This window comes from Bradyrhizobium sp. WCU1 (genome assembly GCF_053474805.1).
Window position 1 is genome coordinate 1866705 of sequence record NZ_CM130280.1, and the last position, 26074, is coordinate 1892778.

Annotated in this window: 21 protein-coding genes; 4 read left to right on the forward strand and 17 right to left on the reverse strand. The window is 64.3% G+C overall.

Annotated elements, in window-relative coordinates; genetic code table 11:
- Positions 1-57 precede the first annotated feature (57 nt).
- From ACTUWL_RS08485 to ACTUWL_RS08520, 8 genes are all read right to left on the reverse strand, one after another.
- Positions 58-2154 carry a 3-hydroxyacyl-CoA dehydrogenase NAD-binding domain-containing protein gene (locus tag ACTUWL_RS08485; RefSeq protein ID WP_035649367.1) on the reverse strand — a complete coding sequence of 699 codons (2097 nt, stop codon included), beginning with the start codon at positions 2152-2154 and terminating at the stop codon, positions 58-60.
- A gap of 2 nt (positions 2155-2156) precedes the next feature.
- Positions 2157-3440 carry an acetyl-CoA C-acetyltransferase gene (locus ACTUWL_RS08490; protein WP_021075975.1) on the reverse strand — a complete coding sequence of 428 codons (1284 nt, stop codon included), beginning with the start codon at positions 3438-3440 and terminating at the stop codon, positions 2157-2159.
- Positions 3440-5707: an acyl-CoA dehydrogenase gene (locus ACTUWL_RS08495; RefSeq protein WP_021075974.1), complete on the reverse strand. Its 2268-nt coding sequence runs from the start codon at positions 5705-5707 to the stop codon at positions 3440-3442. Before ACTUWL_RS08495 ends, ACTUWL_RS08490 begins: the two co-directional genes overlap by 1 nt.
- A 317-nt stretch (positions 5708-6024) precedes the next feature.
- Positions 6025-7248 carry an SMP-30/gluconolactonase/LRE family protein gene (locus tag ACTUWL_RS08500; RefSeq protein WP_021075973.1) on the reverse strand — a complete coding sequence of 408 codons (1224 nt, stop codon included), beginning with the start codon at positions 7246-7248 and terminating at the stop codon, positions 6025-6027.
- 327 nt (positions 7249-7575) lie between these two features.
- On the reverse strand, positions 7576-8199 hold the full coding sequence (locus ACTUWL_RS08505) for a flavin reductase family protein (protein ID WP_021075972.1): 624 nt from the start codon (positions 8197-8199) through the stop codon (positions 7576-7578).
- A 130-nt stretch (positions 8200-8329) separates the two neighbouring features.
- Positions 8330-8938 carry a TetR/AcrR family transcriptional regulator gene (locus ACTUWL_RS08510; RefSeq protein WP_021075971.1) on the reverse strand — a complete coding sequence of 203 codons (609 nt, stop codon included), beginning with the start codon at positions 8936-8938 and terminating at the stop codon, positions 8330-8332.
- A gap of 24 nt (positions 8939-8962) precedes the next feature.
- Positions 8963-12100, reverse strand: a complete 3138-nt coding sequence (locus ACTUWL_RS08515; protein ID WP_021075970.1) for an efflux RND transporter permease subunit — start codon at positions 12098-12100, stop codon at positions 8963-8965.
- Positions 12101-12157: 57 nt separating this feature from the next.
- Positions 12158-13264: an efflux RND transporter periplasmic adaptor subunit gene (locus ACTUWL_RS08520; RefSeq protein ID WP_021075969.1), complete on the reverse strand. Its 1107-nt coding sequence runs from the start codon at positions 13262-13264 to the stop codon at positions 12158-12160.
- Positions 13265-13592: 328 nt separating this feature from the next.
- On the opposite strand from ACTUWL_RS08520, the gene ACTUWL_RS08525 reads away from it, so the two are divergent.
- Positions 13593-13730, forward strand: coding sequence for a hypothetical protein (locus ACTUWL_RS08525; RefSeq protein WP_291731599.1), 138 nt, complete (start codon positions 13593-13595; stop codon positions 13728-13730).
- A 120-nt stretch (positions 13731-13850) separates the two neighbouring features.
- Here ACTUWL_RS08525 and ACTUWL_RS08530 read toward each other — a convergent pair whose 3' ends face one another.
- From ACTUWL_RS08530 to ACTUWL_RS08540, 3 genes are all read right to left on the reverse strand, one after another.
- Positions 13851-15176 carry an MFS transporter gene (locus tag ACTUWL_RS08530; protein ID WP_021075967.1) on the reverse strand — a complete coding sequence of 442 codons (1326 nt, stop codon included), beginning with the start codon at positions 15174-15176 and terminating at the stop codon, positions 13851-13853.
- Between the two features lie 244 nt (positions 15177-15420).
- Positions 15421-16584, reverse strand: a complete 1164-nt coding sequence (locus ACTUWL_RS08535) for a winged helix-turn-helix domain-containing protein (RefSeq protein ID WP_021075966.1) — start codon at positions 16582-16584, stop codon at positions 15421-15423.
- 96 nt (positions 16585-16680) lie between these two features.
- Positions 16681-16923 (reverse strand): hypothetical protein, encoded by a 243-nt coding sequence (locus ACTUWL_RS08540; protein WP_021075965.1) that lies wholly within the window; start codon positions 16921-16923, stop codon positions 16681-16683.
- A gap of 157 nt (positions 16924-17080) precedes the next feature.
- Here ACTUWL_RS08540 and ACTUWL_RS08545 point away from each other — a divergent pair, with 157 nt between their 5' ends.
- Complete coding sequence (locus ACTUWL_RS08545) at positions 17081-17713, forward strand: OmpA family protein (protein ID WP_021075964.1); 633 nt, start codon at positions 17081-17083, stop codon at positions 17711-17713.
- 60 nt (positions 17714-17773) lie between these two features.
- Here the strand turns inward: ACTUWL_RS08545 and ACTUWL_RS08550 are convergent, their stop codons facing one another.
- Positions 17774-19078, reverse strand: a complete 1305-nt coding sequence (locus ACTUWL_RS08550; protein WP_021075963.1) for a phospholipid carrier-dependent glycosyltransferase — start codon at positions 19076-19078, stop codon at positions 17774-17776.
- Positions 19079-19428: 350 nt separating this feature from the next.
- Here ACTUWL_RS08550 and ACTUWL_RS08555 point away from each other — a divergent pair, with 350 nt between their 5' ends.
- Positions 19429-20025, forward strand: a complete 597-nt coding sequence (locus ACTUWL_RS08555; RefSeq protein ID WP_021075962.1) for a FecR family protein — start codon at positions 19429-19431, stop codon at positions 20023-20025.
- Positions 20026-20027: 2 nt separating this feature from the next.
- Complete coding sequence (locus ACTUWL_RS08560) at positions 20028-21200, forward strand: hypothetical protein (protein WP_021075961.1); 1173 nt, start codon at positions 20028-20030, stop codon at positions 21198-21200.
- Positions 21201-21260: 60 nt separating this feature from the next.
- Here the strand turns inward: ACTUWL_RS08560 and ACTUWL_RS08565 are convergent, their stop codons facing one another.
- The 5 genes from ACTUWL_RS08565 to ACTUWL_RS08585 form a co-directional block, all read right to left on the reverse strand.
- Positions 21261-21626, reverse strand: coding sequence for a cache domain-containing protein (locus ACTUWL_RS08565; protein WP_146160296.1), 366 nt, complete (start codon positions 21624-21626; stop codon positions 21261-21263).
- Between the two features lie 247 nt (positions 21627-21873).
- Complete coding sequence (locus tag ACTUWL_RS08570) at positions 21874-22725, reverse strand: carotenoid biosynthesis protein (protein WP_021075959.1); 852 nt, start codon at positions 22723-22725, stop codon at positions 21874-21876.
- A 190-nt stretch (positions 22726-22915) separates the two neighbouring features.
- Entirely contained in the window at positions 22916-23245 is a 330-nt protein-coding gene (locus tag ACTUWL_RS08575; protein WP_021075958.1) for a hypothetical protein, read from the reverse strand.
- A 175-nt stretch (positions 23246-23420) separates the two neighbouring features.
- Positions 23421-23663, reverse strand: coding sequence for a helix-hairpin-helix domain-containing protein (locus ACTUWL_RS08580; protein ID WP_035649357.1), 243 nt, complete (start codon positions 23661-23663; stop codon positions 23421-23423).
- Between the two features lie 221 nt (positions 23664-23884).
- Complete coding sequence (locus ACTUWL_RS08585; RefSeq protein WP_106939868.1) at positions 23885-25534, reverse strand: glycosyltransferase family 39 protein; 1650 nt, start codon at positions 25532-25534, stop codon at positions 23885-23887.
- Positions 25535-26074 lie beyond the last annotated feature (540 nt).

The window sequence follows — 26074 nt, forward strand, 5'->3', positions numbered from 1 at the left end:
TCGACGGGGCGTGAACGTGGGTTTCAGGCGTTTGGGTCTCAGGCGCTTGGGTGTCGGTCACTTGAAGCCCTCCCAGCCGGTGTCCGGCGCAAATCGTCCGCCGAACTTGCGCATCAGCGATTGCATGGCCGACACAACATTATCAACGCCGCGACTGCGCGCGTAATTCAGCGGGCCGCCGCGGAACGGGGCATAGCCGGTGCCGAAGATCATCGCGCCGTCGACCATGTCGGGATCGTCGACGATGCCTTCACGCAAGGCGGCGACGCAGACATTCGAGATCGGCAGCACCAAGCGGTCGATCATTTCATCGCTTACCTTGGGGCCGGTGTCCGGCAGCGGCGCCTTCTCCGCCTTGCCATCCTTCCAGATGTAGAAGCCCTTGCCGGTCTTGCGACCGAGTTCGCCCCTGGCGACCTTTTCACGCAACCACGCCGGCGTCGGCGGCAAGGTGTCGCCGAACTTCGAGCGCAGCATGTCGCCGACATCGAGGCAGATATCGAGCCCGACCTGGTCGGCAAGCTCGATCGGCCCCATCGGCATGCCGAACTCGATCGCGGCCGCGTCGATGAGGCGCTGGTCGGTCTTCTCATCCAGCATCATCATCGCTTCCAGCATGTACGGCGTCAGCGCGCGGTTGACGAGGAAGCCCGGCGAGCTCTTCACCGGCAGCGGCAGCCGGTCGATGGCGCCGACGAAGGCGAGCGCCTCCTTGAGCATGGCGGCATCAGTGCCGTCATGGCTGACGACCTCGACGAGTTGCAGCCGCGACACCGGATTGAAGAAATGCAGGCCGAGCAACCGCTCCGGCCGCGCCAGCGTGGTGCGCAGATCCTGCAGCGGGATGCTCGACGTGTTGGTGGCGAGGATCGCACCCTGCTTCATCTTCGGCTCGAGGCCGGCATAGACCTTCTGCTTCAGCTCGAGCTTTTCCGGCACCGCCTCGATGATCAGATCGGCGTTGCGGACGCCCTCGCCGTCCATGTCGGGGATCAGCCGGTCGAGCGCGTCGCGCTGATCGATCTTCTTGCGCATGATCTTGCCGAACAGGTCAGAGGCGCGCTTCATCGCCCCCGCAATCGGCTCGGCCTTCATGTCGGCCAAGGTCACCCGCATGTCCTGGTTGGCGCACCAGGCCGCGATGTCGCCACCCATCGCGCCGGCGCCGATGACATGGACGTGCGCAACCTTGTTGCCGGAGCCCGCCAGCTTCTTCATCTGCTCGCGCAGGAAGAACACCCGGATCAGGTTTTGCGCGGTCGGCGTCACCATCAGATTGGCGAACGAGGCCTTCTCCGCATTCAGCATCGCCGAACGGTTGCCGGCATGCTTCTCCCAGAGATCGATCAGTGCGTAGGGCGCCGGATAATGCTTGCGCGGCGCCGCCTTCTCGGCCTCGCTACGCATCCGCGAGGCGAGGAAGCCCCTGACCGGGCCCAAATTGAGCAGCGAATTGAGCGCACCCGGCTTGGCGCGCTTCAGCCGGCCGAACACCGCGTCCTTCACCGCATTGCGGACATGGCGCTCCTGGGTGACGGCATCGACCAGGCCGAGCGACTTGGCGCGGCGCGCGTCGATCGTCTTGCCGGTCAGCATCAAGGTCATCGCCTGCATCGGGTTCACCAGCTCGGTGAAGCGCACGGTGCCGCCGAGGCCGGGATGCAGGCCGAGCATCACCTCAGGGAAACCGAACCGCGCGTCGTCGATCGCGATCCGCATCTGGCAGGCGAGCGCGACCTCGAGGCCGCCACCGAGGCAGAAGCCGTGGATCACGGCGACCGACGGCACGCGCAGCGCCTCCAGCCGGTCGATCACCGCATGCGCCCGGCCGATCTGGGTCTCGACCGCGCCGGGATCGGTGACGCCGCGAAACTCGTTGACGTCGGCCCCGGCGATGAAGCCGCTCTTTTTGGCCGAGCGCACCACGAGCCCGGTCGGCCGCTGGCTCTCCAGCGCCGTGACGATGGCATCGAGCTCTTCGAGCAGGTCGGCGGACAGCGTGTTGGCGCTGGTGTCGGCGCGGTCGAACAGCAGCCAGGCGATGCCGTCCTCGTCACGCGTCAGCTTGAAATTCCTGTACGGGCTGTCCGCAGCGGGCTTCGGCCCGAGCTCGAGCACGCGGTCGGCGAGAAGGTCCATGATCCGTGAATCCATGATCACACCGTCTCTATCAACATCGCGCCGCCCTGCCCGCCACCGATGCATTCGGTGGCGACGCCGCGCCTGGTGCCGAGCCGCTTCATCGCATTGACAAGATGCAGCACGATCCGGTTGCCGCTGCAGCCTACGGGATGGCCGAGGCTGATCGCGCCGCCGTCGACGTTCAACCTGGCGCGGTCGATCTCGCCCGCCGCGCCGTCAAGTCCCAAAATCTCGCGGCAGAATTTGTCGTCAGCCCATGCTGCGAGGCAGCCCAGCACCTGGGTGGCGAAGGCCTCGTTCAGCTCCCAGGTCTCGACGTCCTGCAAGGTCATCCCGTTGCGCTTCAGAAGCGCACTCGCCGACAACACCGGGCCGAGGCCCATGATCGAGGGATCGAGCGCCGACCACTGGCTGTCGAGGATGACGGCCTTCGGCGTCAGGCCGTGCTTGGCCATCGCCTTCTCCGACGCCAGGATCACCCAGGATGCGCCGTCGGTGATCTGCGAGGAATTGCCGGCGGTGACCTGGCCCCAGGGGCGCTCGAACACCGGCTTCAGCTTCGCCAGCGTGTCCGACGTCGAATCCGGGCGGACGCCGTCGTCATGGTCGTAGAACTTGCCGTCGCGCGAGAACGCGGTCTCGACCTCGCCCTTGAGGAAGCCTTCTTTCTGCGCCTTCGCCAGCCGCTGATGGCTTTCGGCGGCGTACGCATCGGATTGCGCGCGGGTGATGCCGAAGAGATGGCCGACCTTCTCGGCGGTCTGCCCCATATTGAGCTCGGTGATCGGGTCGGTCAGCCCGCGCTCGAGGCCGATGATCGGCTTGAAGTAGCTCGGCTTCACTTTCAGCGCGGCGGCGATCTTGGCGCCCAGCCCCTTGGCGCCGGCAAAGCCAGCGAACCAGCGCACGCCGGAATTCGGCCAGACCAGCGGCGCGTGGCTCAACGCCTCGGCGCCGCCGGCGAGGATCAGGTCGGAGATGCCTTCACGGATATAGCGATAGCCGGTGTCGATCGACTGCATCCCGGAGCCGCAATTGATCTGCACGGTGAAGGCGACCATCTGCTCGCCCATGCCGAGCCGCAGCGCCGCGACCCGCGCCGGGTTCATCTCGTCGGCGATGACATTGACGCAGCCGAGGATGACCTGGTCGAATGCATCAGGCGCGAAAGGCTGCCGGGCCAGCAGCGGCCGGCCGCATTGCACGGCGAGATCGACCGGGGTGAACGGGCCGGGACCGGAGCGCGCCTTCAGGAACGGCGTCCGGCTGCCGTCGACGATAAAGACTGGTCGCGCCATCAGCTCGCCGCCCTCTGCTCACCAAGCTCCTGGAAGAACTGATGCACGTCGGCGGATTTCTTGTAAATCGGGGACAGCGCCTCCGGCGCAAAATCATCGACCTCGATGACCTTGGCGATGGCCTCGTGAGCGGCGGCGAGCTTCTCGCCGTCATCCTGGGTGATGACGCCCTTCTTGACGCCCTCGTTCCAGTCATGCAGCCGCGCCGCGCGCAGCTGCTTGGCGGCATCCTCGGCCGCAGTGACGAGGCGGAAGGCCTTCTCCAGTCGCGCGATGCCGCCGTCATCCTCGACAAAGGCGAGGTCCGGCGTCAGACGGTCGCGCGCCGCCGATGGCGACAACACGAGCTGCGCGCACAGATGCACGACGCGATCAGACGGGCCGGTGACGCGGGCGCCGAACGGCTGGATCAGGAATTTCAGCAGCCATGCCACCGGACGGTTCGGCAGGTTGGCGAGGATTTCGGCAAAGCGGTTCTCAATGGTCTTGAAGCCGGACGCCATGCACCATTCGAGCGCAGGCAGATCCTCCTTCTGCCGGCCCTCGTCCTGCCAGCGCTTCAACGCGGCGGACAGCAGGTAAAGTTCAGACAGGATGTCGCCGAAGCGCGCGGACAGCATCTCCTTGCGCTTCAATGCACCACCGAGCGTAAGCAGCGCTATGTCGGCGCACAGCGCGAACGCCGACGAATAGCGCGAGAGCTGGCGATAGAACCCTGTCGCATCGCCGGCATCCGGCGCCGGCGCGAACAGGCCGAAGCTCCAGCTGCGGCCCCAGGCGCGGAACATGGTCGCGAAGCTGTGGCCGACATGCTTCCAGAACGCGGTGTCGAACGTCGTCAGGCCCTTGTCGCGATCGGTCTCGCTGAGCGCGTTCATCTCCTGCAACAGATAGGGATGCGCGCGGATCGCGCCCTGCCCGAACACGATCAGATTGCGGGTCAGGATGTTGGCGCCCTCGACCGTGATGCCGACCGGCACCGAGCGGTAGAGCCCGCCGAGATAGTTCTGCGGCCCGTCGATCACGGCCTTGCCGCCATGGATGTCCATGGCGTCGTCGATCGCGATCCGCATCCGCTCGGTGGCGTGCAGCTTCATGATCCCGGAGATCACGGCGGGGTGGTGCCCCTCGTTCAGCGCAGCACAAGTTAGCCGCCGCGCGGCGTCAAGCAGATAGGCGGTGCCGGCGATGCGCGCCAGCGGCTCCTCGATGCCCTCGAACTTGGAAATGGAAATGCCGAACTGCTCGCGGATGCGGGCATAGGCGCCGGTGGTGCGCGCGGCATAGGCAGCGCCGGCGGCCGACAGCGACGGCAGTGAGATGCCGCGGCCGGCGGCGAGCGCCGTCATCAGCATCTTCCAGCCCTGGCCGAGTCTCTCCTGGCCGCCGATGATGTAGTCGAGCGGGATGAAGACGTCGCGGCCCCAGTTCGGGCCGTTCTGAAACACCTGCATCGCCGGCAGATGGCGGTGGCCGATCGAGACGCCGGGCAGATGGGTCGGGATCAGCGCGACCGTGATGCCGAGCTCTTCCTGATTGCCGACGAGGTGATCGGGATCATAGGCCTTGAAGGCGAGGCCGAGCAGTGTCGCGACCGGCCCCAGCGTGATGTAGCGCTTGTGCCAGTTCAGCCTCAGGCCCAGCACCTCACGGCCTTCGAAATTGCCCTTGCAGATGATCCCGGTGTCGATCATCGAGGCGGCGTCCGAGCCGGCCTCGGGACTGGTCAGCCCGAAGCAGGGAATGTCCTGGCCGGCGGCGAGGCGCGGCAGCCATTGGTCCTGCTGCTCTTTGGTGCCGAAGCGCATCAGGAGTTCGCCCGGCCCGAGCGAGTTCGGCACCATCACGGTGACGGCCGCGGTCAGCGAGCGCGACGAGATCTTGCGCACCACTTCGGAATGCGCATAGGGCGAGAAGCCGAGGCCGCCAAACTCCTTCGGAATGATCATGCCGAAGAACTTCTTGGCCTTGATGAAGGCCCAGACCTCGGGCGGCAGATCGCGCCATTCCCAATTGATCTTCCACTCGTCGAGCATCGCGCAGAGCTCGTCGACCGGACCGTGCAGGAAGGCGCTCTCCTCGTCGGTCAGTCTGGCCGGCGCGAAGGCCAGTAATTTCGACCAGTCGGGATTGCCGGTGAAGAGGTCGGCGTCCCACCAGACGTCGCCGGCTTCCAGCGCCTCGCGCTCGGTGTCCGACATGGTCGGCAGCACACCACGCGCCCAGGAGAAGATCGGCTTGGAAAGGTAATCGCGACGGAAGCTCATGGTGGGGTCCTCATGGATCGGCGGCGCGGATGCATAATCCTATCGGAAAGTGCCGGTCCCCGGTGAACACTTCGCTGTTCAAATAAAGCGAAATTGACGCGGCCAGGCCGCCGTCTGTTAACGGCAGGTCGCGCGTTCAGTTCCGAAAGTTGAGGTGCGACAATCAGGTAGCGGGGGATGGCGAATTCACCTCTCCCTTGGGAGAGGTCGGCGCGCAGCGCCGGGTGAGGAGTTACGGTCTCTCGTTGGAGCAGCGCCCCCTCACCCGATTCGCTTCGCAAATCGACCTCCCCCCGCTGGGGAGAGGTGTAGTTAGATCACGCCGGCCCGGCGCCTTGGGTCGCGGTGTAGACCGCGTAGAGCGACTGGCTTGCGGCCATGAACAGGCGGTTGCGCTTGGGGCCGCCGAAGGTGATGTTGCCGCAGACCTCCGGCAGCCGGATGCGGCCGAGCAGCTTGCCTTCCGGCGACCAGCACGTCACGCCATTGTAGCCGACGGCGCGGCCGGCATTGCTCGAGCACCAGACATTGCCGTTGACGTCGCAGCGGATGCCGTCCGGCCCGCACTTTACGCCGTCGATCGTGAAATCGCTGAACCGCTTGCCGTTGGACAGCTTGTTGTCGGCGCCGACGTCGAACACGAACACGTCACCCTTGCCGCCCGCCCCGGTGTCGCCCGGTCCCTTGCCGGTCGAGACCACATAGAGCTTCTTGTAATCAGGCGAAAAGCAGATTCCGTTCGGATCCGGCACCTGATCCTCGCTCACCACGAGATCGACGCGTCCGGATGGGTCGATACGATAGCAATTGGTCGGCAGCTCGCGCTTGGCCGGCACGAAGCCCGCCGGCTGGCCGATCCGGGGATTGAGCTTGCCGGCGGAGTTGCTCGGTCCGCCGGCCGCGTCGGGCTCGCCCTCATAGAGCTGGCCGCCATAGGGCGGATCGGTGAACCAGTAGCTGCCGTCCGGATGCGCGACGATGTCGTTCGGCGAGTTCAGCCGTTTGCCGTTGTAGGAATCGGCAAGCACGGTCGCAGTGCCGTCATTCTCGTAGCGCGTCACGCGGCGGGTGAGATGCTCGCAGGACAGCTGGCGGCCCTGGAAGTCGAACGAATTGCCGTTCGAGTAGTTCGACGGCATGCGGAACACACTGACATGGCCATCATCCTCCGACCAGCGCATCTGCCGGTTGTTGGGGATGTCGCTCCACAAGAGATAGCGGCCCTGCGAGCTCCAGGCCGGGCCTTCCGCCCACAACAGACCGGTGTAAAGCCGCTTGATCGAGGTGTTGGGCTGGGCCAGGTCGTTGAAGGACGGATCGACCGCGATGATGTCGGGGTCCCAGAAATAGGTGGTCGGCGCGCCGCGCGGACTGAAGTCGCGCGGCGGGCTGGTGATGGTTGTCGGTGGCCCCACCGGCGCGGGCGCGTTCTGGGCCAGCGCGCCACCGACGCCGGTTGCGGCAGCGGCCGCCCCCACCGCCAATCCCTGGACAAGTGCTCGTCGTGAAACGTTCGGATCGCGCCGCTCTTGACGTGTCATCGCATCCTCCCACTCTGTTGGCCGGCCGTTGATCCGGCCTGGCGCGCGGAAGGTTAGACTGCTCGCGCCGAGGTTGCGAGTGACGGTTTTTCATCGCAGCGCGCGGAAATTTCACATTGTTGTGGTGAAGGTCGTTATCGCGGCGCGCGTGAACGCGCAGCAGCGCGGCGTCCTTCACCTCGCCCCGCTTGCGGGGAGAGGTCGAAATTCGAGCGCAGCTTGAATTTCGGGTGAGGGGGTACAGGTCTCACGACGATCACAACTCGCGGAGACGGCCCCTCACCCCAACCCTCTCCCCGCAAGAGCGGGGCGAGGGAGAAAAAAGAGCTAATCCGGCCGGATCATCTCGAACATGTTTTCCGGTTTGATCTCGAAATAGTCGCCTCGCCGGCCGGCGCGGACGATCGGGTGCGCGAGACCGGTCTGGTAGACGCCGTCCTTGATGAAGGCCTTGTCGATGTGGACGGCGACGACCTCGCCGAGCGTCAGCCAGGCCTCGGCCTTCTTGCCGTCGGCGCCCTGGAGCTGGATGATCTGGCTGACCTTGCATTCGAACGACACCGGGCTTTCGGCGACGCGCGGGACGTTGACGAGCTTGCCGGGTACCTGCGTCAGGCCGGCGAGCTTGAACTCGTCGACATCGCGCGCGACATGCGCCGCGGTCGCGTTCATGTGCTTGGCGAGATCCATCGTCGCCAGGTTCCAGACGAACTCGCCGGTGTCCTGGATGTTGGCGACGCTGTCCTTCCAGTTGGTGGAGGAGAAGCCGATGATCGGCGGCGCATAGCAGAAGGCGTTGAAGAAGCTGTAGGGCGCGAGATTGACGTTGCCGCCCTTGTCGCGCGAGGAGATCCAGCCGATCGGCCGCGGCGCCACGATGGCGTTGAACGGATCGTGCTTCAGGCCGTGGCCGTTCTTCGGCTCGTAGAAATGCAGGTCTTTCTCGGTCACGGGTGCGCCCTCGTCATTCCGGGATGGTGCGCGAGCACCAGACCCGGAATCTCGAGATTCCGGGTTCGATGCTTACGCATCGCCCCGGAATGACAAGGAAGTCAACTGACGAAAACGTCAGCCCTGGCGCTCAATGGGCGCGGGCGCGCGGCGACAGGCCGGCGACGACGAAATCGATCATCTGGTCGATGGTCGGGCCCGGCTTGGTGGCGCATTGGGCGATCATCTGCGGGTGGAAGAACCGCATCATCGCCGTGCAGGCGCACAGCGCGGCGACCTCGAGGTCCTCGACCTCGAATTCGCCCGAGGCCACGCCTTGCGCGATCACCTCGCCGATGATCTGGCCGATCAGCTCCATATGGGCGACGCAGACCTCCCAGTCCTCCTGCATCGCGATCTCGACCATCTCGTGCAGTTTGGAATCGCCGACATAGCGCTCGGTGTTCATCCGATTGATGGTCGTCATCATCTGGCGCAGGCGCATCGCCGCCGGACCTTCCGAGCGCGCGATGCGCTGCGCCTCGACCTCGACCTCGCCCATCAGGCCGCGCGCCACGCCCTCGTGGATCGATTTCTTCGAATCGAAGAACCGATACACGTTGGCGGGGCTCATCCGCAGCTCTTTGGCAATGTCGGCGACCGTGGTCTTCTGGTAGCCGATCTGCCGGAACAAGCGCTCCGCCACCACGAGAATCCGCTCGCGGGTGTCGGTTTCGCTATGTTCCTGGATCAGCGTCATGTTGGCCTGCTGCTCAATCTTCAATTATTCAGCCGCTTCAGCAAGTGGAAATGCGTGTTGCGCATTGCCGGCATGTTGCGGCGCAGTATTGATCTGCTCGGGGCCGCTCTCCTCGAGGGTCTTGCGGAACCAGAGGGCGTAAAGACCCGGCAGATACAGCAAGGTCAGGAAAGTCGCAACAAACAAACCGCCCATGATGGTGATCGCCATCGGGCCCCAGAACGCCGAGCGCGACAGCGGGATCATGGCCAGGATCGCGGCCAGCGCGGTCAGCACCACCGGCCGGGCGCGCCGGACGGTGGCCTCGACGATCGCCTCGCGGCGGGTCAGGCCGGACGCCACGTCGCTCTCGATCTGATCGACCAGGATCACGGTGTTGCGCATGATCATGCCGGCGAGCGCGATCAGGCCGAGCAGCGCCACGAAGCCGAACGGCTGGTTGGCGACGTTGAGCCCGAGTGAGGCGCCGACGATGCCGAGCGGCGCGGTCAGGAACACCAAGGTCAGGCGCGAGAAGCTCTGCAGCTGGATCATGAGCAGCGTCAGCATCACCATCACCATCACGGGGAACAGGATGAAGATCGACGCATTGCCCTTGGCGGATTCCTCGAACGCCCCGCCCGGCTCGATCCGGTAGGCCGGCTCGAGATGAGCCTGGATATCCCTGAGCTTCGGCGCGATCTGGTTGGTGACATCAGGCGCCTGCACGCCGTCGACGACGTCGGAGCGCACCGTGATCGCCATGTCGCGGTTGCGCCGCCACAGGATCGGCTCCTCATGCGCATATTCGATCTTTGCGATTTGCTGCAGCGGGACCGCCACGCCATTGCGTGACGTGATGGTGAGATCGCCAACGCGGCCGAGATCGAGCCGCTCGGACGGCACCGCGCGAGCGACCACACCGACCTTCTCGATGCCGTCGCGGATCGTGGTGACCGGCGCGCCCGAGATCAGCATCGCCAGCGCCTGCGAGACGTCCTGCGGGGTCAGGCCGAGCGCGCGCGCCCGGTCCTGGTCGACGGCGAGCTTCAGATAGGGCGACTGCTCGTTCCAGTCGAGCTGGACATCCTTGACGTTCTTGTTCTGCCGCATGACCTCGCGGACCTGGTAGGCGATGTCGCGCACCTTGTTGGCGTCGGGCCCGATCACGCGGAACTGGACCGGGAAGCCGACCGGCGGACCGAAGTTGAAGCGGTCAACCCGGACCCGCGCCTCGTTCAGCGCGCCGTCGGCGGCGGCCTGCTCGATCTTGGCCTTGATGCGCTCGCGCGCCTCGACGTTCTTGGCGAGGATCACGATCTCGGCGAACGCCTCGTTCGGCAGCTGCGGGTTGAGGCCGAGCCAGAAGCGCGGCGAGCCCTGGCCGACATAGGCGGTGTAGGTCGCAATGTCGTCATCGCCCTTCAAGAGCCCCTCGGCCTGCTTCACCGCCTTCTCGGTGACGTTGAAGGCCGTGCCCTCGGGCAGGCGGAGCTGCAGGAACAGCTCGGGCCGCTCCGACAGCGGGAAGAACTGCTGCTGGACGTGGCCGAAGCCTATGATCGCGGCAACGAACACGCCGACGGTCGCCGCCACCACCTTGATGCGGTGATCGACGCACCACTGCACGACGCTGCGCAGGCCACGATACATCCGCGTCTCGTAGATCGCGTGCGGATCGTGGTTCTGGTGCACCTTGATGTTCGGCAGCAGCTTGACGCCGATATAGGGCGTGAAGATCACCGCGACGAACCAGGATGCCACCAGCGCGATCGCCACGATCCAGAAGATGCCGCCGGCATATTCGCCGACCGCCGAATTGGCAAAGCCGATGGGGAGGAAGCCAGCGGCTGTGACCAGCGTTCCCGTGAGCATCGGAAACGCAGTAGATTCCCAGGCAAAGGACGCCGCCTTCATGCGGTCCCAGCCCTGTTCCATTTTCACCACCATCATCTCGACCGCGATGATGGCGTCGTCGACCAGAAGGCCGAGCGCGATGATCAGCGCGCCGAGCGTGATGCGGTGCAGATCGAGCGACATCGCGTTCATCACGATGAAGACGATGCCGAGCACCAGCGGCACCGACAGCGCCACCACGATTCCGGTGCGCCAGCCGAGCGCGACAAAGGAGACGAACAGCACGATCGCGAGCGCCTCGACGAAGGAGTGCACGAACTCGCCGACGGCATGCTCGACCACCTTGGGCTGATCGGCGATCTGCTGGATGTCGATGCCCTGCGGCACCGCCTTCATGAACTCGGAGGTCGCCTGCTGCACCTCCTTGCCGAGCTCGAGGATGTTGGCGCCCTTGGCGGTGACGACGCCGATGCCGAGCGCGGGCTTGCCCTCCTGATGGACCTTGAAGGTCGGCGGATCGACATAGCCGTGCGAGACGGTCGCGATATCGCCGAGCCGGAACACGCGGCCGTTGCTCTCGACCGGCGTCTCGGCCACCGCCTTGACGCCGTCGAGCGCGCCGGTGACGCGCAGCGGCACGCGCTGCGACGAGGTCTCGACGGTGCCCGCCGGCGTGACGTTGTTCTGCTTGGCGAGCGAATCGAACAGCGCCTGCGGGGTGATGCCGAGCGTCGCGAGCTTGGCATGCGAGAACTCGACGAAGATGCGCTCGTCCTGGACGCCGTAGAGATCGATCTTGGTGACACCAGGCACCTTCAGCAGGCGCTGGCGAAAACCTTCCGCGACCTTCTTGAGCTGCGCATAATCGGCGCCGTCGCCGGTCATCATATAGAGGATCGAATCGACGTCGGAGAATTCGTCGTTGACGACCGGACCGAGAATGCCGGAGGGCAGTTCGCCCTGCACGTCGACCAGCTTCTTGCGCAAGAGATAGAAGAGATAGGGCACGTCCTTCGGCGAGGTCGAATCCTTGAAGGAGACCTGCATCGCGGTGAAGCCCGGCTTGGAATAGGTCTGCACCTTGTCGAAGAACGGCAGCTCCTGCAGCTTCTTCTCGATCGGATCGGCGACCTGCATCTGCATTTCCTGCGAGGTCGCGCCCGGCCACATCACCGAGACGTTCACCACCTTGACGGTGAAGAACGGGTCTTCGGCGCGGCCGAGCTTCTCATAGGAGAAGAAGCCGGCGACGCCGAGGATGATCATCAGGAACAGCACCAGCGTCGGATGGCTGACCGCCCAGGCCGAAAGGTTGAAGCGCTTCATCGAACTCTCCAAGTTCTAGACCAGGTCCCAGAACCGTTTCTGCTGATATTGCGAGGATCAGAACGACAGCGACGACACGACCCGCACCTTCTGGCTCGGATCGAGTTTCTGCACACCGAGGGCGACCACCTTGGCGCCGTCGTCGACGCCGCCGGAGATCACGACGTTGTTGCTCTCATAGGCCTTCACCTTGACCGGCTTCAGCGCGACCTCGCCCTTGTCGTCGACGATGTAGAGCGAGGGATCGCCGCCCTGGCTGTACAGCGCCGACAGCGGCAGCTTGGCCACCCGCTCGCTCGCCTTGTCGGCCAGCGTCAGTGTCGCGGTCATGCCGAGCGATACGGCCTCGTCGGCATCGGGCAGGGAGAATTTCGCGAGATAGGTGCGGGTGGCGGGATCGGCCTGCGGCGCCACCTCGCGCAGCCTGGCGGCATAGGTCTTCTTGGCATCCGACCACAGCGTCACCGTGGCAACGCCCGACCTGGCACGAGCAAGAAGCGTCTCTGGGATCGCGACGACGGCTTCCTTCTCGCCAAGTCGGGCGACACGGATCGAGGCCTGGCCCGCGGCAACCACCTGGCCGGGCTCGATCATGGTCGCTGTGACGACACCCCGGGTGTCGGCCACCAGCGTTGCATAAGAGAGGGAATTCTTGGTCAGCTCGACCGAACGCTCGGCGCGGTTCAGCCGGGCGCGGGCCTCATCGCCGGCCGCCTTGGCGGAATCGAGCGCCGCATCGGTGGTCCAGCCCTTGACCTTCAGGTCCTTGGCGCGCTGCTCGGCGGCCGCGGCCTGCGCCAGCACGCCGGTGGCGGCGCGGAATTCGGCCTCCGCCTGCTCCGCCTGCAGCTTCAGGTCGACCTCGTCGAGGGTGGCCAAGGGCTGGTCGACGTCGACTGTCTGTCCGACCTCGACCAGCCGCTTGGCCACCTTGCCGGCGACCCGGAAGCCCATATCGGCTTCGATACGGGGCTTGATGGTGCCGACAAAGCTGCGCTCAGGGGTTTCAGCTTCGTAATGGACGGTCGCCACCAGAACGGGGCGTCCCGGATCGGCGGTTTCGGCCGCCTTTTCGTTACAGCCGGTCAGCGCGAACACCGCGAAAGCCAGCGACGCTCCGGTTAAGAGCCTGTAGTAGCTCGACAAAACGGAACGAACGAACATCTGAAATCTCCATCGGACTGACGACTGATGAAGAGTATCGATTTATCACTGATGAATGTCAATAATCGTCAGTAGTAACCTATTCGTGAGGTGGAAGGCCGAGATCGGGCTTCTCCGCCCAATACCGCGACTTTCGCTTCAGCCCTTCACGATCCCGGAAGCACCGGCGTGCGAGGTTGCGGGGATGTCATAGATCTTTGCCCTTGGTTACGCCGGCTTCTTGATCTGGTCTGTCGGCAGAGCGCGCGAACGCGCGGCTGAACATGCCGCGACTGGAATGCTGCGTTCGCCGCTCTATTGGTCTGGCGTAGGGCTCATCGGCATTCTGGTGGCACTGACGCTTTCCGAGGACTACGCGCTCACACAGGGCGGCACCCTGAAGTGGACGTGGCTTGCGGCGCTCGGCGCCACGCTGGTGGCGATCTTCTTCGTCCGACGCGCGCTGAAGTGGCGCTATCCGATCTAAGCGCAGGAGACAGACTGTAGGATAGGTAGAACGCAGTGAAACCCATCATCTTCGCCGCGCATAATTGATGGGTTTCGCTTCGCTCTGCCCATCCCACGCAGCCAAGGAGCCGTTGCGCCGTTACTTCGCTTCCACGAACTCGGTCTTGGTCTCGTGGCTCCCGAGGAAAACCAAGAGCCCCGCCGCGAGCGGCAGCAGCGACAGCACCAACAGGCCGGTCGAGGTGCTGCCGGTCGTCTCCTTCACCCAGCCGATCAGGTAGGGCCCGAGAAAACCGGCGAGGTTGCCGATCGAGTTGATCAGCGCGATCGCGCCGGCGGCCGCGGTGCCGGCGAGCCAGGCGGTCGGCAGCGTCCAGAACACCGCAAAGGTGCAGAACACGCCGATCGCGGCAACCGTCAGCACGACCATGGTCATGGTCGGATCGGTGATGTAGCTGGACACGGCGAGCGCCAGTGCGGTGAGCAAGAGCGGCGCGCCGACATGAAACACGCGCTCCCGCGTGGCGTCGGAACGGCGCGCCCACAGGATCATCGCGACGGTGCCGAACGCATAGGGGATCGCGGTGACGAAGCCGGTCTGCGCATTGGTCAGACCGAATGCCTTGACGATCTGCGGCAGCCAGAACTGCATGCCGTAGAGCGAGGCGACGAAGCCGAAATAGATCGCGCTCAGCGCCAGCACCTTCGACGAGGACAGCGCCTCGAGAAATGTGAAGTGCTTCGCCGCCTGCTTGGCTGCGACCTCGGCGTCGAGCTTGCCCTTCAGCCACGCCTTCTGCTCGGCCGAGAGCCAATCGGCCTTCTCGGGCCGGTCGGTGAGATAGAACCAGGTGACGATGCCGAGCAGCACCGAGGGGACGCCCTCGATGATGAACAGCCACTGCCAGCCCTTCAACCCCATGACGCCGTCGAGCCCGAGCAGCAGGCCGGAGATCGGTGCGCCGATCGCGGTCGAGACCGGGACGGCGATCGCGAAGGCAGCAAGGAAGCGGGCGCGATATTCGGCCGGGTACCAATAGGTGAGGTAGAGAATGATGCCGGGGAAGAAGCCCGCCTCGGCGACGCCGAGGAAGAAGCGCAGCGCGTAGAAGCTGTGCTCGTCATAGACCGCCGCCATCAACGCCGAGAGGATGCCCCAGCTCACCATGATGCGGGCGATCCACTTGCTGGCGCCGAACCGCTCCAGCGCCAGATTGCTCGGCACCTCGAAGACGAAATAGCCGATGAAGAAGATGCCGGCACCGAACGAGAATACCAAGGGCGAGAACTTCAGCTCGGCATTCATGGTGAGCGCCGCGAAGCTGAGATTGACGCGGTCGAGATAGGAGAAGAAGTAGGCCAGGACCAGGAACGGAATCAGCCGCCAGGAGATCGCGCGGATCGTGGACGTCTCGACCTCGCTGCGGGTGCCGCGATCAGGCGCAGCGGTTGCGGTCTGGCTCATCTGTTTCCCCCAGGCTGTTGCTTGCCCTGAGGAATATTGGCTGGCCCGGCATTGGGCAATGGCAAAAAGTCGCAACACGCGGTGCAAGCGGGAAGATCGGACTTTATCCACGGCCTCATCGCGAGGAGCCCGCGACAAGATTGCGGGGCAATTTTGCGCTGATGCGACAAAGCAATCTGACCATCTTGCGGTGCGATGGATTGCTTCGCTTTGGTTCGCAATGACGGATAGAGAGCTCCCGGACCTACTCCGCGAGCTGGAAGCGCGCGAAGCGGTCGAGCTCCTCCTCGATGCGGCGCTTCAGTTCCTTGCGCGAGGCCTGCTTCTTGCCGTTGCCGACCCAGCTCCATTTCTGCATCAGGAGCTTCCTGTTCCGCCGGTCCGTCTTCAGATCGAGGGCCGCCACGATATCGTCGCCGACCAGCACCGGTAGCGCGAAATAGCCGAACAGGCGCTTCTCCTTCGGCACATAGGCCTCGAACCTGTGGCCGTAGCCGAAGAACAGCTCGGTGCGCTTGCGCTGGATGATCAGGGGATCGAACGGAGAGAGGATGTGGACCAGGGACGGATCGCCCTCGCCGGTCGCTTCCAGCACCTCCGGCCGCGCCCAATGCTCCTGCTTGCCGGCGCCGTCGAGCGCAACCCGGACCAGCTCCTTGCGGCGCACCCTCGCCTCGATCAGGCCGCGCACCGCCTTCTTGCTCGGCGCATCGAGGTGACAAATCGAATCCAGGCTGACGACGCCCTGTGAGCGCAGCGCGCGATCGAGCAGATAGGCTGTCCGAGCCGAGGCCGGCGCCGGCTTCGGCGGCTTGTCCCAGCCGAAATGCCTGTGCATCAGCTCATAGGTCTTCAACATGCCGGCGCGCTCGCTGATCGTTACCACGCCGCCATAGAAGGCGAGTTGCAGCGCACGCTTGGAAGGTTTCCGGCTCTGCCAGAGATGCTCCTTCTCGGTCAGCACGTCGTCATCGATGTCGCGGATGGTCAGCGGACCCTCGCGCAGCAGCCGCAGCACCTTGCGGGTGTCCGCCGGCGTTACCGACGAGAACCATTTATGGCCCTCGCGCTTGTGCGCCTTCATCGCCGGCAGGAAAATGTTGATGTCCTTGGACGGCACGTAGGACAGCGCGTGCGTCCAGTATTCGAACACGCTCTTGTCCCGGCTCTGCGCCTGCTTGAGGTCGGCGCGGCGGTAGTCCGGAATCCGGGTGAACAGGATGTGGTGATGGCAGCGCTCGATCACGTTGATGGTATCGATCTGCACATAGCCGAGATGGTCGACGGCGGCGGCCACGGCCGACGCGCCCTCCCCGAACGGTGCCTTCGTATCGAGCCGCTGCGCACGTAGCCAGATATGGCGGGCGGCGGCATTGTTCAGGGACAAGGGTTCGGCGGCGCGGGGCATTGCTCCGGCAATGTAGTGAGATTCGCGCCGCTGTGGAGAGCCGCGCGAGGGAAATCAGCCGTGCATGATCGGAGGTCTGGCGGCGCTTCGGGCCGCCTATGGCGATCCAACGGCTCTCCGCAACCAGGGAACGTCCGCCAGCGCCGCCGCGAGCGCGGCGCTCTCCTCTGGGAAGACCCGGGATGCATGACCGCCGATCGGAAACCAGCCGCGGCCATCTTCGACGTCACGCCGATATTCTTCGAAGCCGAGGGTGCCGTCCGGGCGCAGGAAGATATCGACGCAGCGCGCGGCATCTTCGTCATTGATCGAGCGGAGCACGCGATTGACGTGGGCCATATCCTCCTCCTCATCGCCGCGCGCCCCTGCATGGCAGCAGGGCCCGCCCACTCAAATGTGACATAAATCACATTGCGGACGTTGAACCCGTCCTAGGTTCCCGGCATCAAAACGATAGCAGCCGGATTGGCTGGCCTGACATTTAAGGACCAAAACCATGACCCGCTCCCTTTTCTTGTCTGTTTTGACAATCGGCGCCGCGCTGTCGATGACGGCGGGCGTCGCACTGGCCGGCAGCGACACCGTTCCGGCCGCCCAGATCCTCAATGCGCTGAAGCCGAAGTCGGCCACCCGCGGCCTCTCCGCCGGCACGCAGGTCGACCCGGCCGCTTCGGCCAAGGAGGCGAGCTTCCTCAGCACCGTCCGCAACCGGCAGACCCGCTCGCTGTCAATGGGCGAACGCCAGGAGATCGCCGATATCGCCGCCAACAAGCCGAAGATCGATCTGGAGATTCACTTCGACTACAACTCGGCTGAGATCGCCAAGGGCTCGACCGAGGCGGTGCAGGAGCTCGGCAAGGCGCTGTCGGATGCCAGCATGAAGGGCTCGACCTTCGTCCTCGCCGGCCACACCGATGCAATCGGCAGCGAAGCTTATAATCAGGACCTCTCGGAACGCCGTGCCGACACCATCAAGAAATACCTGGTCGAGCATTACGGCCTGAACGGCTCTGATCTCGTGACCGTAGGCTACGGCAAGACCCGGCCCAAGGATCCGAACGCGCCGATGGATCCGACCAACCGTCGGGTGCAGGTGGTCAACATGGATACCAAGACGGCACAGCAGTAATCTCCCGCACCTTCGATCCGCCGGCCAAGCCGGCAGGCGGATCGCCTGTTCCCAACAGATTCAAATCCAGTTCTGGAACAGCATCAGCCGATTGAAGGTCGCGATCGAGGTCCCGATCGCGGCGACAGTGATCGGCAGCATCGCGATGAACCCTGCGCATCCGACTGCCACGAAGGCCCACAGCAGCCAGCGCGGCGCCCCTTTGCGCGTCAAGGCGTAGACCAGCACGAAGCTCGCTGTGGTGGCCGCCGGCAGATAGTAATAGATGAAGCCAAGCGTGCGCGGCAGCAGCGCCCAGGCGAGATACGGGCCGAGGTAGAACGCAAGCACGAGAAACGCATCGCGGCTGCGGTCGACGATCCAGTCGCGCAGCGCGACGATCAGCGCGATCAATGCCGGCCACAGCACCAGCGGATTGCCGAGAAACACCACCGCCGCGAACCTGTCATCGCCGGCCTTCTCGAACAGATACCAGACCGGGCGCACCAGCAACGGCCAGGTCGGCCATGAACTCATATAGGTATGGCCCGCAATCGCGGTCGTCGTGTTGTCGGCAAAGATGCGGCGCTGCGCCTCGACGAGGCCGCTGAACGAGAGGCCGACCAACGGCACGAAGGTCGCGAGATAGACGGCCGACGGGATCAGAACGAAACAGACGATGACGTGCGGAAGACGGAAATCCGGCCACAGGTCCGGCTGGTACCAGTCCTGCGCATTGGCATCGGCAAAGCGCGTGCGCCAGCCCTGCATCAGGCGGATCACTACGACGATCGCGATGCAGGTCGCGAGCACGAACAGCCCGCTCCATTTGCAGGCGCTCGCCAGCCCCACGGCCAATCCCGCCAGCGCGAAGGCAGAGTGCGGCCGCGTTTGCCTGAAGCCGCGGATGAAAGCTGCGATCGCGAACAGACAGAAAGCGAGCGCGAAAATATCCAGCATCGCGATCCGCGACTGCACGAAGAGCATCTGGTTGAAGAAGGCGATCAGCACGGCCGCGATCGCGCGTTCCTGCGATGCGAACAGCGCGAGCGCGGCGAGATAGACGCCGACCAGTGCCAGCGCCCCGAACAGCGCGGCGGGATAGCGCCATCCGAGCGGCCCATCGCCGAACGCCTTGATCGACAGCGCGACGATCTCCTTGGCAAGCGGCGGATGCATCGGGTTGAGGATCGGGCCCTCGACCACCGGCTGGAGCATCTGCCGCGCCGCCGGCACGTAATGCACCTCATCGAAATAGAGCTTGTCGGGCGTCGTGATTCCGAGCAGCAGCAAGACATGGGCAACAACGAAGATGATGGCCGCAACGATCGCCGCACGGGCGGCAGGGCGGCGGTCAGCGGACGAGGATTTGGTTGCGATGCTCAAAGGGCGGGCACGGTGAGAAGGGAACAAGTGTGAGCGAAGTGTGAGCTACGCGTGCATACGTCGCACGTGACGCGGGTGACTATGTGACGTGCGTGATCTGAACTCACTTTCACAGCCACATCGTTGAACGTGGTCGAATCGACAGACACCCACCATCCAGTCAGCTCGGTACCGCTTGTGACATATATACAATATCAGATGCGTACACGATCCGGTACGATGACGACATTAACTCGATCGGTATTGCAATGAATTCGCCTCACCGCTTTTTCTTGTTACCAGCAATCGGTCTTGCCGTCGTACTGACGGCCCATCCCGCTCAGGCGCAAAGTCGCGTCGGCGAAGCGGCGATGGTGAAGAACGAAGTTCTCCGCGTCGCGGCTGCAACCACGCCGATCAATGTCGGCGATGCGCTGCTGCGCGACGAGACGGTGCGCACCGGCCTCGAGAGCGCCGCGCGACTGGTGATGGCCGACAGCACCAACCTCTCGCTCGGGCCAAATGCCTCGCTCAAGCTCGACCGCACCGTGTTCGACGACGAGCATCACTATCGCGATGTCGCGGTCCGCCTGACCTCGGGCGCGTTCCGCTTCGTCACCGGCCATTCCGAAAAGGCCGCCTACAAGATCACGACGCCGCTTGCGACGATCGGCGTTCGCGGCACGGTGCTCGATATCCTGTCACAGCGCGGCCAGACCATTGTGGTGCTGCAGGAAGGCGCGTCGACGGTCTGCACGTCGAGCCGGCAATGCATCGACCTGACCCAGCCCGGCGACACCGCGATCATCACCTCGAGCGGCGGCCGCACCACGATCCAGAAGACCAACAACCCGCCCTGGACCTTTGCCGCGACCTGTAGCCAGGCGGCGGGGCTCTGCACCGTGACCCAGTTCGCCGATGCGACACCGGTCGGCGACGATCCCGCCGGCATGCTGTGCGGACGGTGATCATGGCACGCCGAATCTATCAGCTGATCCTGCCGGCAGCCCTGACGATGGCGCTGTCGCTTGCGATGCTGCAGGCGCCGGTTGCGCCGGCCCAGGCTCAGACTCCAACGCCGAGCTGCACCTCGATTCCGTCGGAGTCGCTGTCGGCCGCGCCAGGCTGCACGTCGACACCGACGCCGACGCCGACACCGACGCCTACACCAACTACCGTACCATCGCCGACGCCGACGCCCACCCCCACGCCGACACCAACACCGAGCCCCTCACCGACGCCGATCACCGGCGCGCCGTCGAGCGGCAGTTCGATCAACAACCTCGCCGGCCAGCGCTTCAACCAGATGATCACCAACCGTGTGCTCGGCACGGTGCTGCTCGGCGTCAACGAGCAGATCAATTGCGACGATTGCATCAGCGCGTTCGGCTCCGCCGGCTCGTTCTCGGCCGGCATCCATGGCCGCAAGACCATCACGCCGAATTTGTCGCTGCTCGCCGGCATCGCCTACACGCAGTATGGCGAAGGCGGCTACAACGTCACCAGCGCGCCGATCGGCGCCTTCGCGCTACGCTACGACTTTGTCGACTGGGGCTCGTCGCGGCCGTTCGTCGACATCGGCACCATCCTCTCGCCGTCCGAGAAGGTGCGCTACACCCGCAGCTACGCAACGAGCCTTGGTCCGGTGTCGGTCACCGGCCAGACCTCGAGCGAGAATTACGGCGTGTACGGCCGCGCGGGCTGGATCGGCCGGCTGTCGGCGCGTGACGAGGTCGCGGCATCCGTCGAGGTCTGGCAGCTTTGGCAACGGGTCAAGGGCTACAGCGATCCTGCTGTCGCCTTCAATCCGTTCGATGCCACCATCGCCGACGGCACCGACCGCACCAGCCTGGTCAAGATCGGCGGCCAGTGGACGCATCTGTTCGGATCGAACATCGAAACCAACATCAATGGCGGCTGGGTGCAATCCTTCGCCACCCATTCCGGCATCGTCGCCACGGTGACCGGCGACGGCACCATCGTGCCGACGATGGGCAACCAGGGCTGGTTCGAGTATGGCGGCCGCGTCGGCTTCCGCATCACCAAGGGCTGGGTCGCCGACATCTTCCTGAACGGCACCGCCGGACCGCAGCCGGTCGGCAACACGGTCCATGGCGGCGTCGGGCTGCGGATCAGTTACTAGGATAGGGCCTCGTCAAGGCGCAGCTATTGACGAGGGCTGAACGAAGGCAAGCAGACCGAACTACTTGTAGTAACCGAGGCCACATCCCAGACCGGCGACCGCGGCAACAAAGCTCGCCTTCGGCACCCAGGTCTTGTCAGCGCCGGCCTTGGGAGACATGTAGCCGACCTCATTGACCTGGCCCTCTTTGGCCGCGTCATAGAGCCTTGGGCCATACAGGTCGCCCGTCGGGTCCTTGAATGTCCTCGCATCCTTGCCGAGCAAGCTCTTGACGTTGGGATTGCCGACCGCGACCAGGAGCCCGTCGCTCAGATTGAAGCAGAACGGATAGAGGTCACCAACGAGGAAGCCGCCTTCGCCCTTGTTGATCTGGTCGAGCGTCCTGGCCCTATCGGCCTTGATGCCCGCAACCGTTTTTTCAAGCATGGCCTTGGCATCCGCCGCAGACCCTTGCGCGAATGCCGTTGTCGAGAACAAGACGGCCAGGGCGCCCAGCGCGCCAATCATGAGCTTACGGAACATGGACATTCCTCCCTGCTCTTCGAGCAATTTGAAACTGTCATGCAGCGTGCGCAGGCCGGCCAGGCATCATATCCAAACCCTGAGCCAACTGACCAGTCTACTCATGCCCGCCGACCGGCGGATAAAAAGGGGTAGGGTGAGGATTTCCGGATCAGGCCCCAGGACCTGGCCTGCCGTCTCGCGGCGCGCTGTCGAGCAGCCGGATCAGCGCCAGCAGCGACGTGAAGCACATGGTGAACACCATGATCACGACGGTCGCTCCACGGAGATCCTGCAAGCGCCAGGACTGGCCCGCGGCGTCCACGACGTCACCCGACTGCCCAAGCATCCATGGCACCACGTGCGTAATGCCGCCGGAGACGTAGAACAGGATGCCGACGAGGCGCAACTTGCGATCGGCGGCGTGATCGGGCCTGACCGGATCGTTGCGATGGTGCAGGTACAAGGCAAAGCCCTGAAAGAACAGCCATGAGGTCAGCAGCCAGCCGAAGAAATTCGACGGCGGCACACCGAACACGGCTCCGCCGTCGTGCCAAATCCACGCCTTGGCGATCGTCGCGCTGGGAGGATCGACCACCAGATCCCACTGCGCAGTGACGAACGCCGCAACGACCGGCAAGGCGATCAGGTTGAACCGGCGATCCAGCTTGCGGTCGGCCTCGCCGAGCAGGGTCGCGGCAACGATCCAGGAGAAATAGCCGGCACCGAACCACATCGGTCCGACGATGAACGGGATACGTCCCACGTTCGGAAGATCGGCACCGATCTCGAAATGATATCTGCCGAACGGGAAACCGGTGGCGACACCGATATTCTCCATTGCGAATCCGACCGCGACGCAGGTTGCGAAGAAGACGAGCGCGGCCCGCGATCCATAGGAGATGACCGCGTGCATGATCCCGCAGACAACGAACACGGCCGCAAGCAACTGCGCCATCGGCGTCGGATTCCAGGAAAAGCCGATGCCCGCCGCAAGGATGACCACGATAGCCGGCCAGATCACGGCGTCCGCCCTCGATCCAAAGGAAGCACCGTCAGTCCGGCCGCGCATCACCCTGCCCCACCCATGCCCACCGGTCGACGGTAGTCAATCGGTTCGGCGGCGACAAGCCGAACCCGGCAAACGACCCGCGCCAACAGCACCGAAGTCGATCGCAGGCTCAGCCTCTCGTGATCGCGACGCGCGGCCAGGTTCAATCGTTATCCCAATAGCCGTCCGAGTAGCCTTCGCGGTACCCATACGAATAGCCGCGATCATATCCGCCCGGATACTCGTCGCCGTATTCGTACACGTGACGATGATAGTGGACGACGGGGGCCGGCGAATAATAGTCCCTCTCATAGACATAGGCTGGAGCCGACCGCGCGGTCATGGTCGAGCCCAACAGGGCACCGACGGCCAGGCCGCCGACGATGCCGGCGGCTACGGCATCGCCCCGCCGGCCACCCGCGGTGGCTTCCGTCGACGCAAGACACCCCACGACGATGACCGCTACGATCGTGCGAACAGCTACTCGTTTCATTGCAAGCATATCCTTATTTGAGTTCAACGACCGCGCCGTCCGGCAGCGGCGATCGACCGACGAGCTTACCGCAGCATGACATCGTCGCGGGATCGGCACTCCGCTCCGCCGCGCCCTTCGGGTTCTTGCGTCGGCTCTCCTGCGCCGAACGGTCGGCACGCGGACAACAGACGCTCTAGAACGTGACAAGCTCCTTGAGCTCGCTCCTGACAAAGCGCGGCACGACCCGTCTGCCCACGAAGTCGTTCCAGTCCTTGAACTTCGACTTCGCTCTCGCTTCGGTGATGGCAGTCACGGCGCGAACGCTGAGGTGCGGAAGCTTCACCAGTTCGCTGACAGGGGCGGTGTTGAGGTTGATCTTTTCAGCCCGGCTGACCGGCTCCTGTGTCGCGGGTTTCTGGCGGGTCGAACCGGTCATGGATGGAGATGTCTGCGCGAGTGCGGTCGCACCGATGATACAAACACCGACGCAGATGCAAACGAATCGAGTGAACATGGACCATTGTCCTTTGATACGACGCCCTTGACCCGGTCGCCGATAAAGCGGGCATCGATTACCGCAAGCTTACGGTCGCGATCGCAGATCGATCGTCTGCGTCACATCTCGAGGAAAACAGCTTTCGAGGCGCGGAATCCGGCTCAGCGCGCAGCGGCGAATCTGCGCGCGGAGACACGCGCCTTGGCCCTGGCGAACGTCGCTGCGAGGCGTGACGCCGCGCTATCCGGCTCGCGATGCGGCGCCACCATGAATGCAACGAGGCTTCGCCTGGCGCCGGGAATCCCGAACAGGCTCGATTGAACGGAAAATTCGCGTTTGACGTAACCGCCGGCCTCGGCCGCCATTGCCTCGGTCCATTCGATGCAATCGTCTTGATGGTCGAAGCAGAGCGCCGCCCAGCCGCGCTCCGGCGTCACGTGACGAGGCAGTTCCAATGAATATTGGTAGGCGAACGGGTCGCCATAGTATGGGTGATCGGAGCTGTAGAAGGCCACTGCGAGCCCGAGGCTATCGTTGCCTCCGACGATCGACAGAGGGGTCCCCATCTGCTCGTGCCACAGACGGGTGAGTTCGGCTGCCGCCTGGTGATAAAAGCTGCGCCCCTCCTCATAGCCGTGGCTGTTGCGGTAGAGCGCGTGAACCGGAGCCGCCACCACGGCGGCGACGATCGCTATTCCGGCGACGAGGAGCGTGGCATTGACGGTGTAGAAGCGCTCGATCCGACGGCGCGTGCTGCAGACAACGGGCACGGCAACCAGGAACAATCCTTGAAGCGCCCATAACGACGGCAAGTCGGTGCGAAGGAAAACGGACGTAATGAACGGAAGCACGATCGTGCCGATCGCGACATGGCAGATCAGCTTCAGGTTCGGATCCGACGCCGCAAGATCCCGGGCAAGGCGCTTGATTCGATACCCGGCGATCATCACCCAGGTCGCGGCCGACACCCCTACCGCCGCGGCAAGGCCCATCAGGAAATTGACGGCATCCTGCAGAGCCGTCAGGAAATCGGCCCGCACATGTGTCGCTGCGTAGTAGACCGGCTCCGCACCCGTCGTGGCCAACCAGTGGAGATGCGGAAACAGCGCAATCAGTCCGGCGGCGGTCGAGATCCAGGGCGAACCTGAGGTGAAATAGGCACGCCGCGACGGGTGGATCATTGCCGACAGCGCGAAGCTCGCCACCAGAAAGATGGAATAGTACTTGCCCAACATTGCAAGCGCAGCCGTCAGACCTGCGGCAACCGCCCAGAGCGGGGCCCTTGTTTCGAAGGCGCGGAGGAAACAGTAGGTGGCAAGGGGCCAGACAGCGAGCAACACGGCGTTCGCATTGAAGCGCTGAGCATGAAACTGGTATGCCGGGGTCAGCATGAGCAGGAGCAGCACGAGCAGGCGCTTGTGTCCGCTGACAAACCTTCTTGCAATCAAATCGACGAACCACAACGCCAACGCTGCATTCGTCATCGCCATCAACTGTAACGACCAGTCGGTCAGCGGAAACACCGCAGTCCACGCACCGGTCACCCAGCCCATCAAGGGTGGGTGCTTGGGATACCCCCACGCGAAATGCCTGCCATAAGTCCAGGTCTCCAGCACGTCGGGATGCAGGCCCGCGCCGTGATAGGCCACTGCCAGATACACCGTCCAGATGCCGACGAAGCAGGCGAGCAGCAGCGGGACCGACCACCCTGCTTCGACCCCTTCGAGCCACCGATTGAACGGGCGGCGCCAATACGCCGGGCAGCGATCCGACCGCTTGGCCATCGCCGACAAAGCAAAATCTACCGGCATGCAGTCTTCGTTTTCATATCGCGAGCGCCGTGTCGGCGACTTCCATCGACATGCTCTTCACAGCTAGCATTACGGTAGCCTGACGTGGCTCGGCTCATTTCTCCAAGGTGCCGCCGCAAACGCTCGTGGCTGTCATTTGCCGGTAACGTTGATCGATGCCTCTAGCGGAGAAATCCCATCGAGGAGACATCCATGAGACGACTCGCCATCATGATGGTCATGACGCTGATTGGCTTAGGAGCGCTTGGTGCCCGGAGCCGACGCCGATTGCATGGCAAAGGTAGCCACAACAGTCATTGACGCTTCGGCGATCGGCTGCGCATGTGCCGGTGCAGCGGTTGCGGGATTCCGGCCCGCTCCTGCCGATGAGCATACGGCCGCGATGCCAGCCTTGCGCGTCGAGCGCGTCGAAGCGCTGCTGCTCACGCGTACAGGTGACGGACCAAGGCACGAGACGACCTGGCAGCCATCTGAAGTCCAGCGCTGACGAGGAAGCCGAACCGTCGATGGAGCTTCGGCGCCCCCCGACGTGCCTCTCAG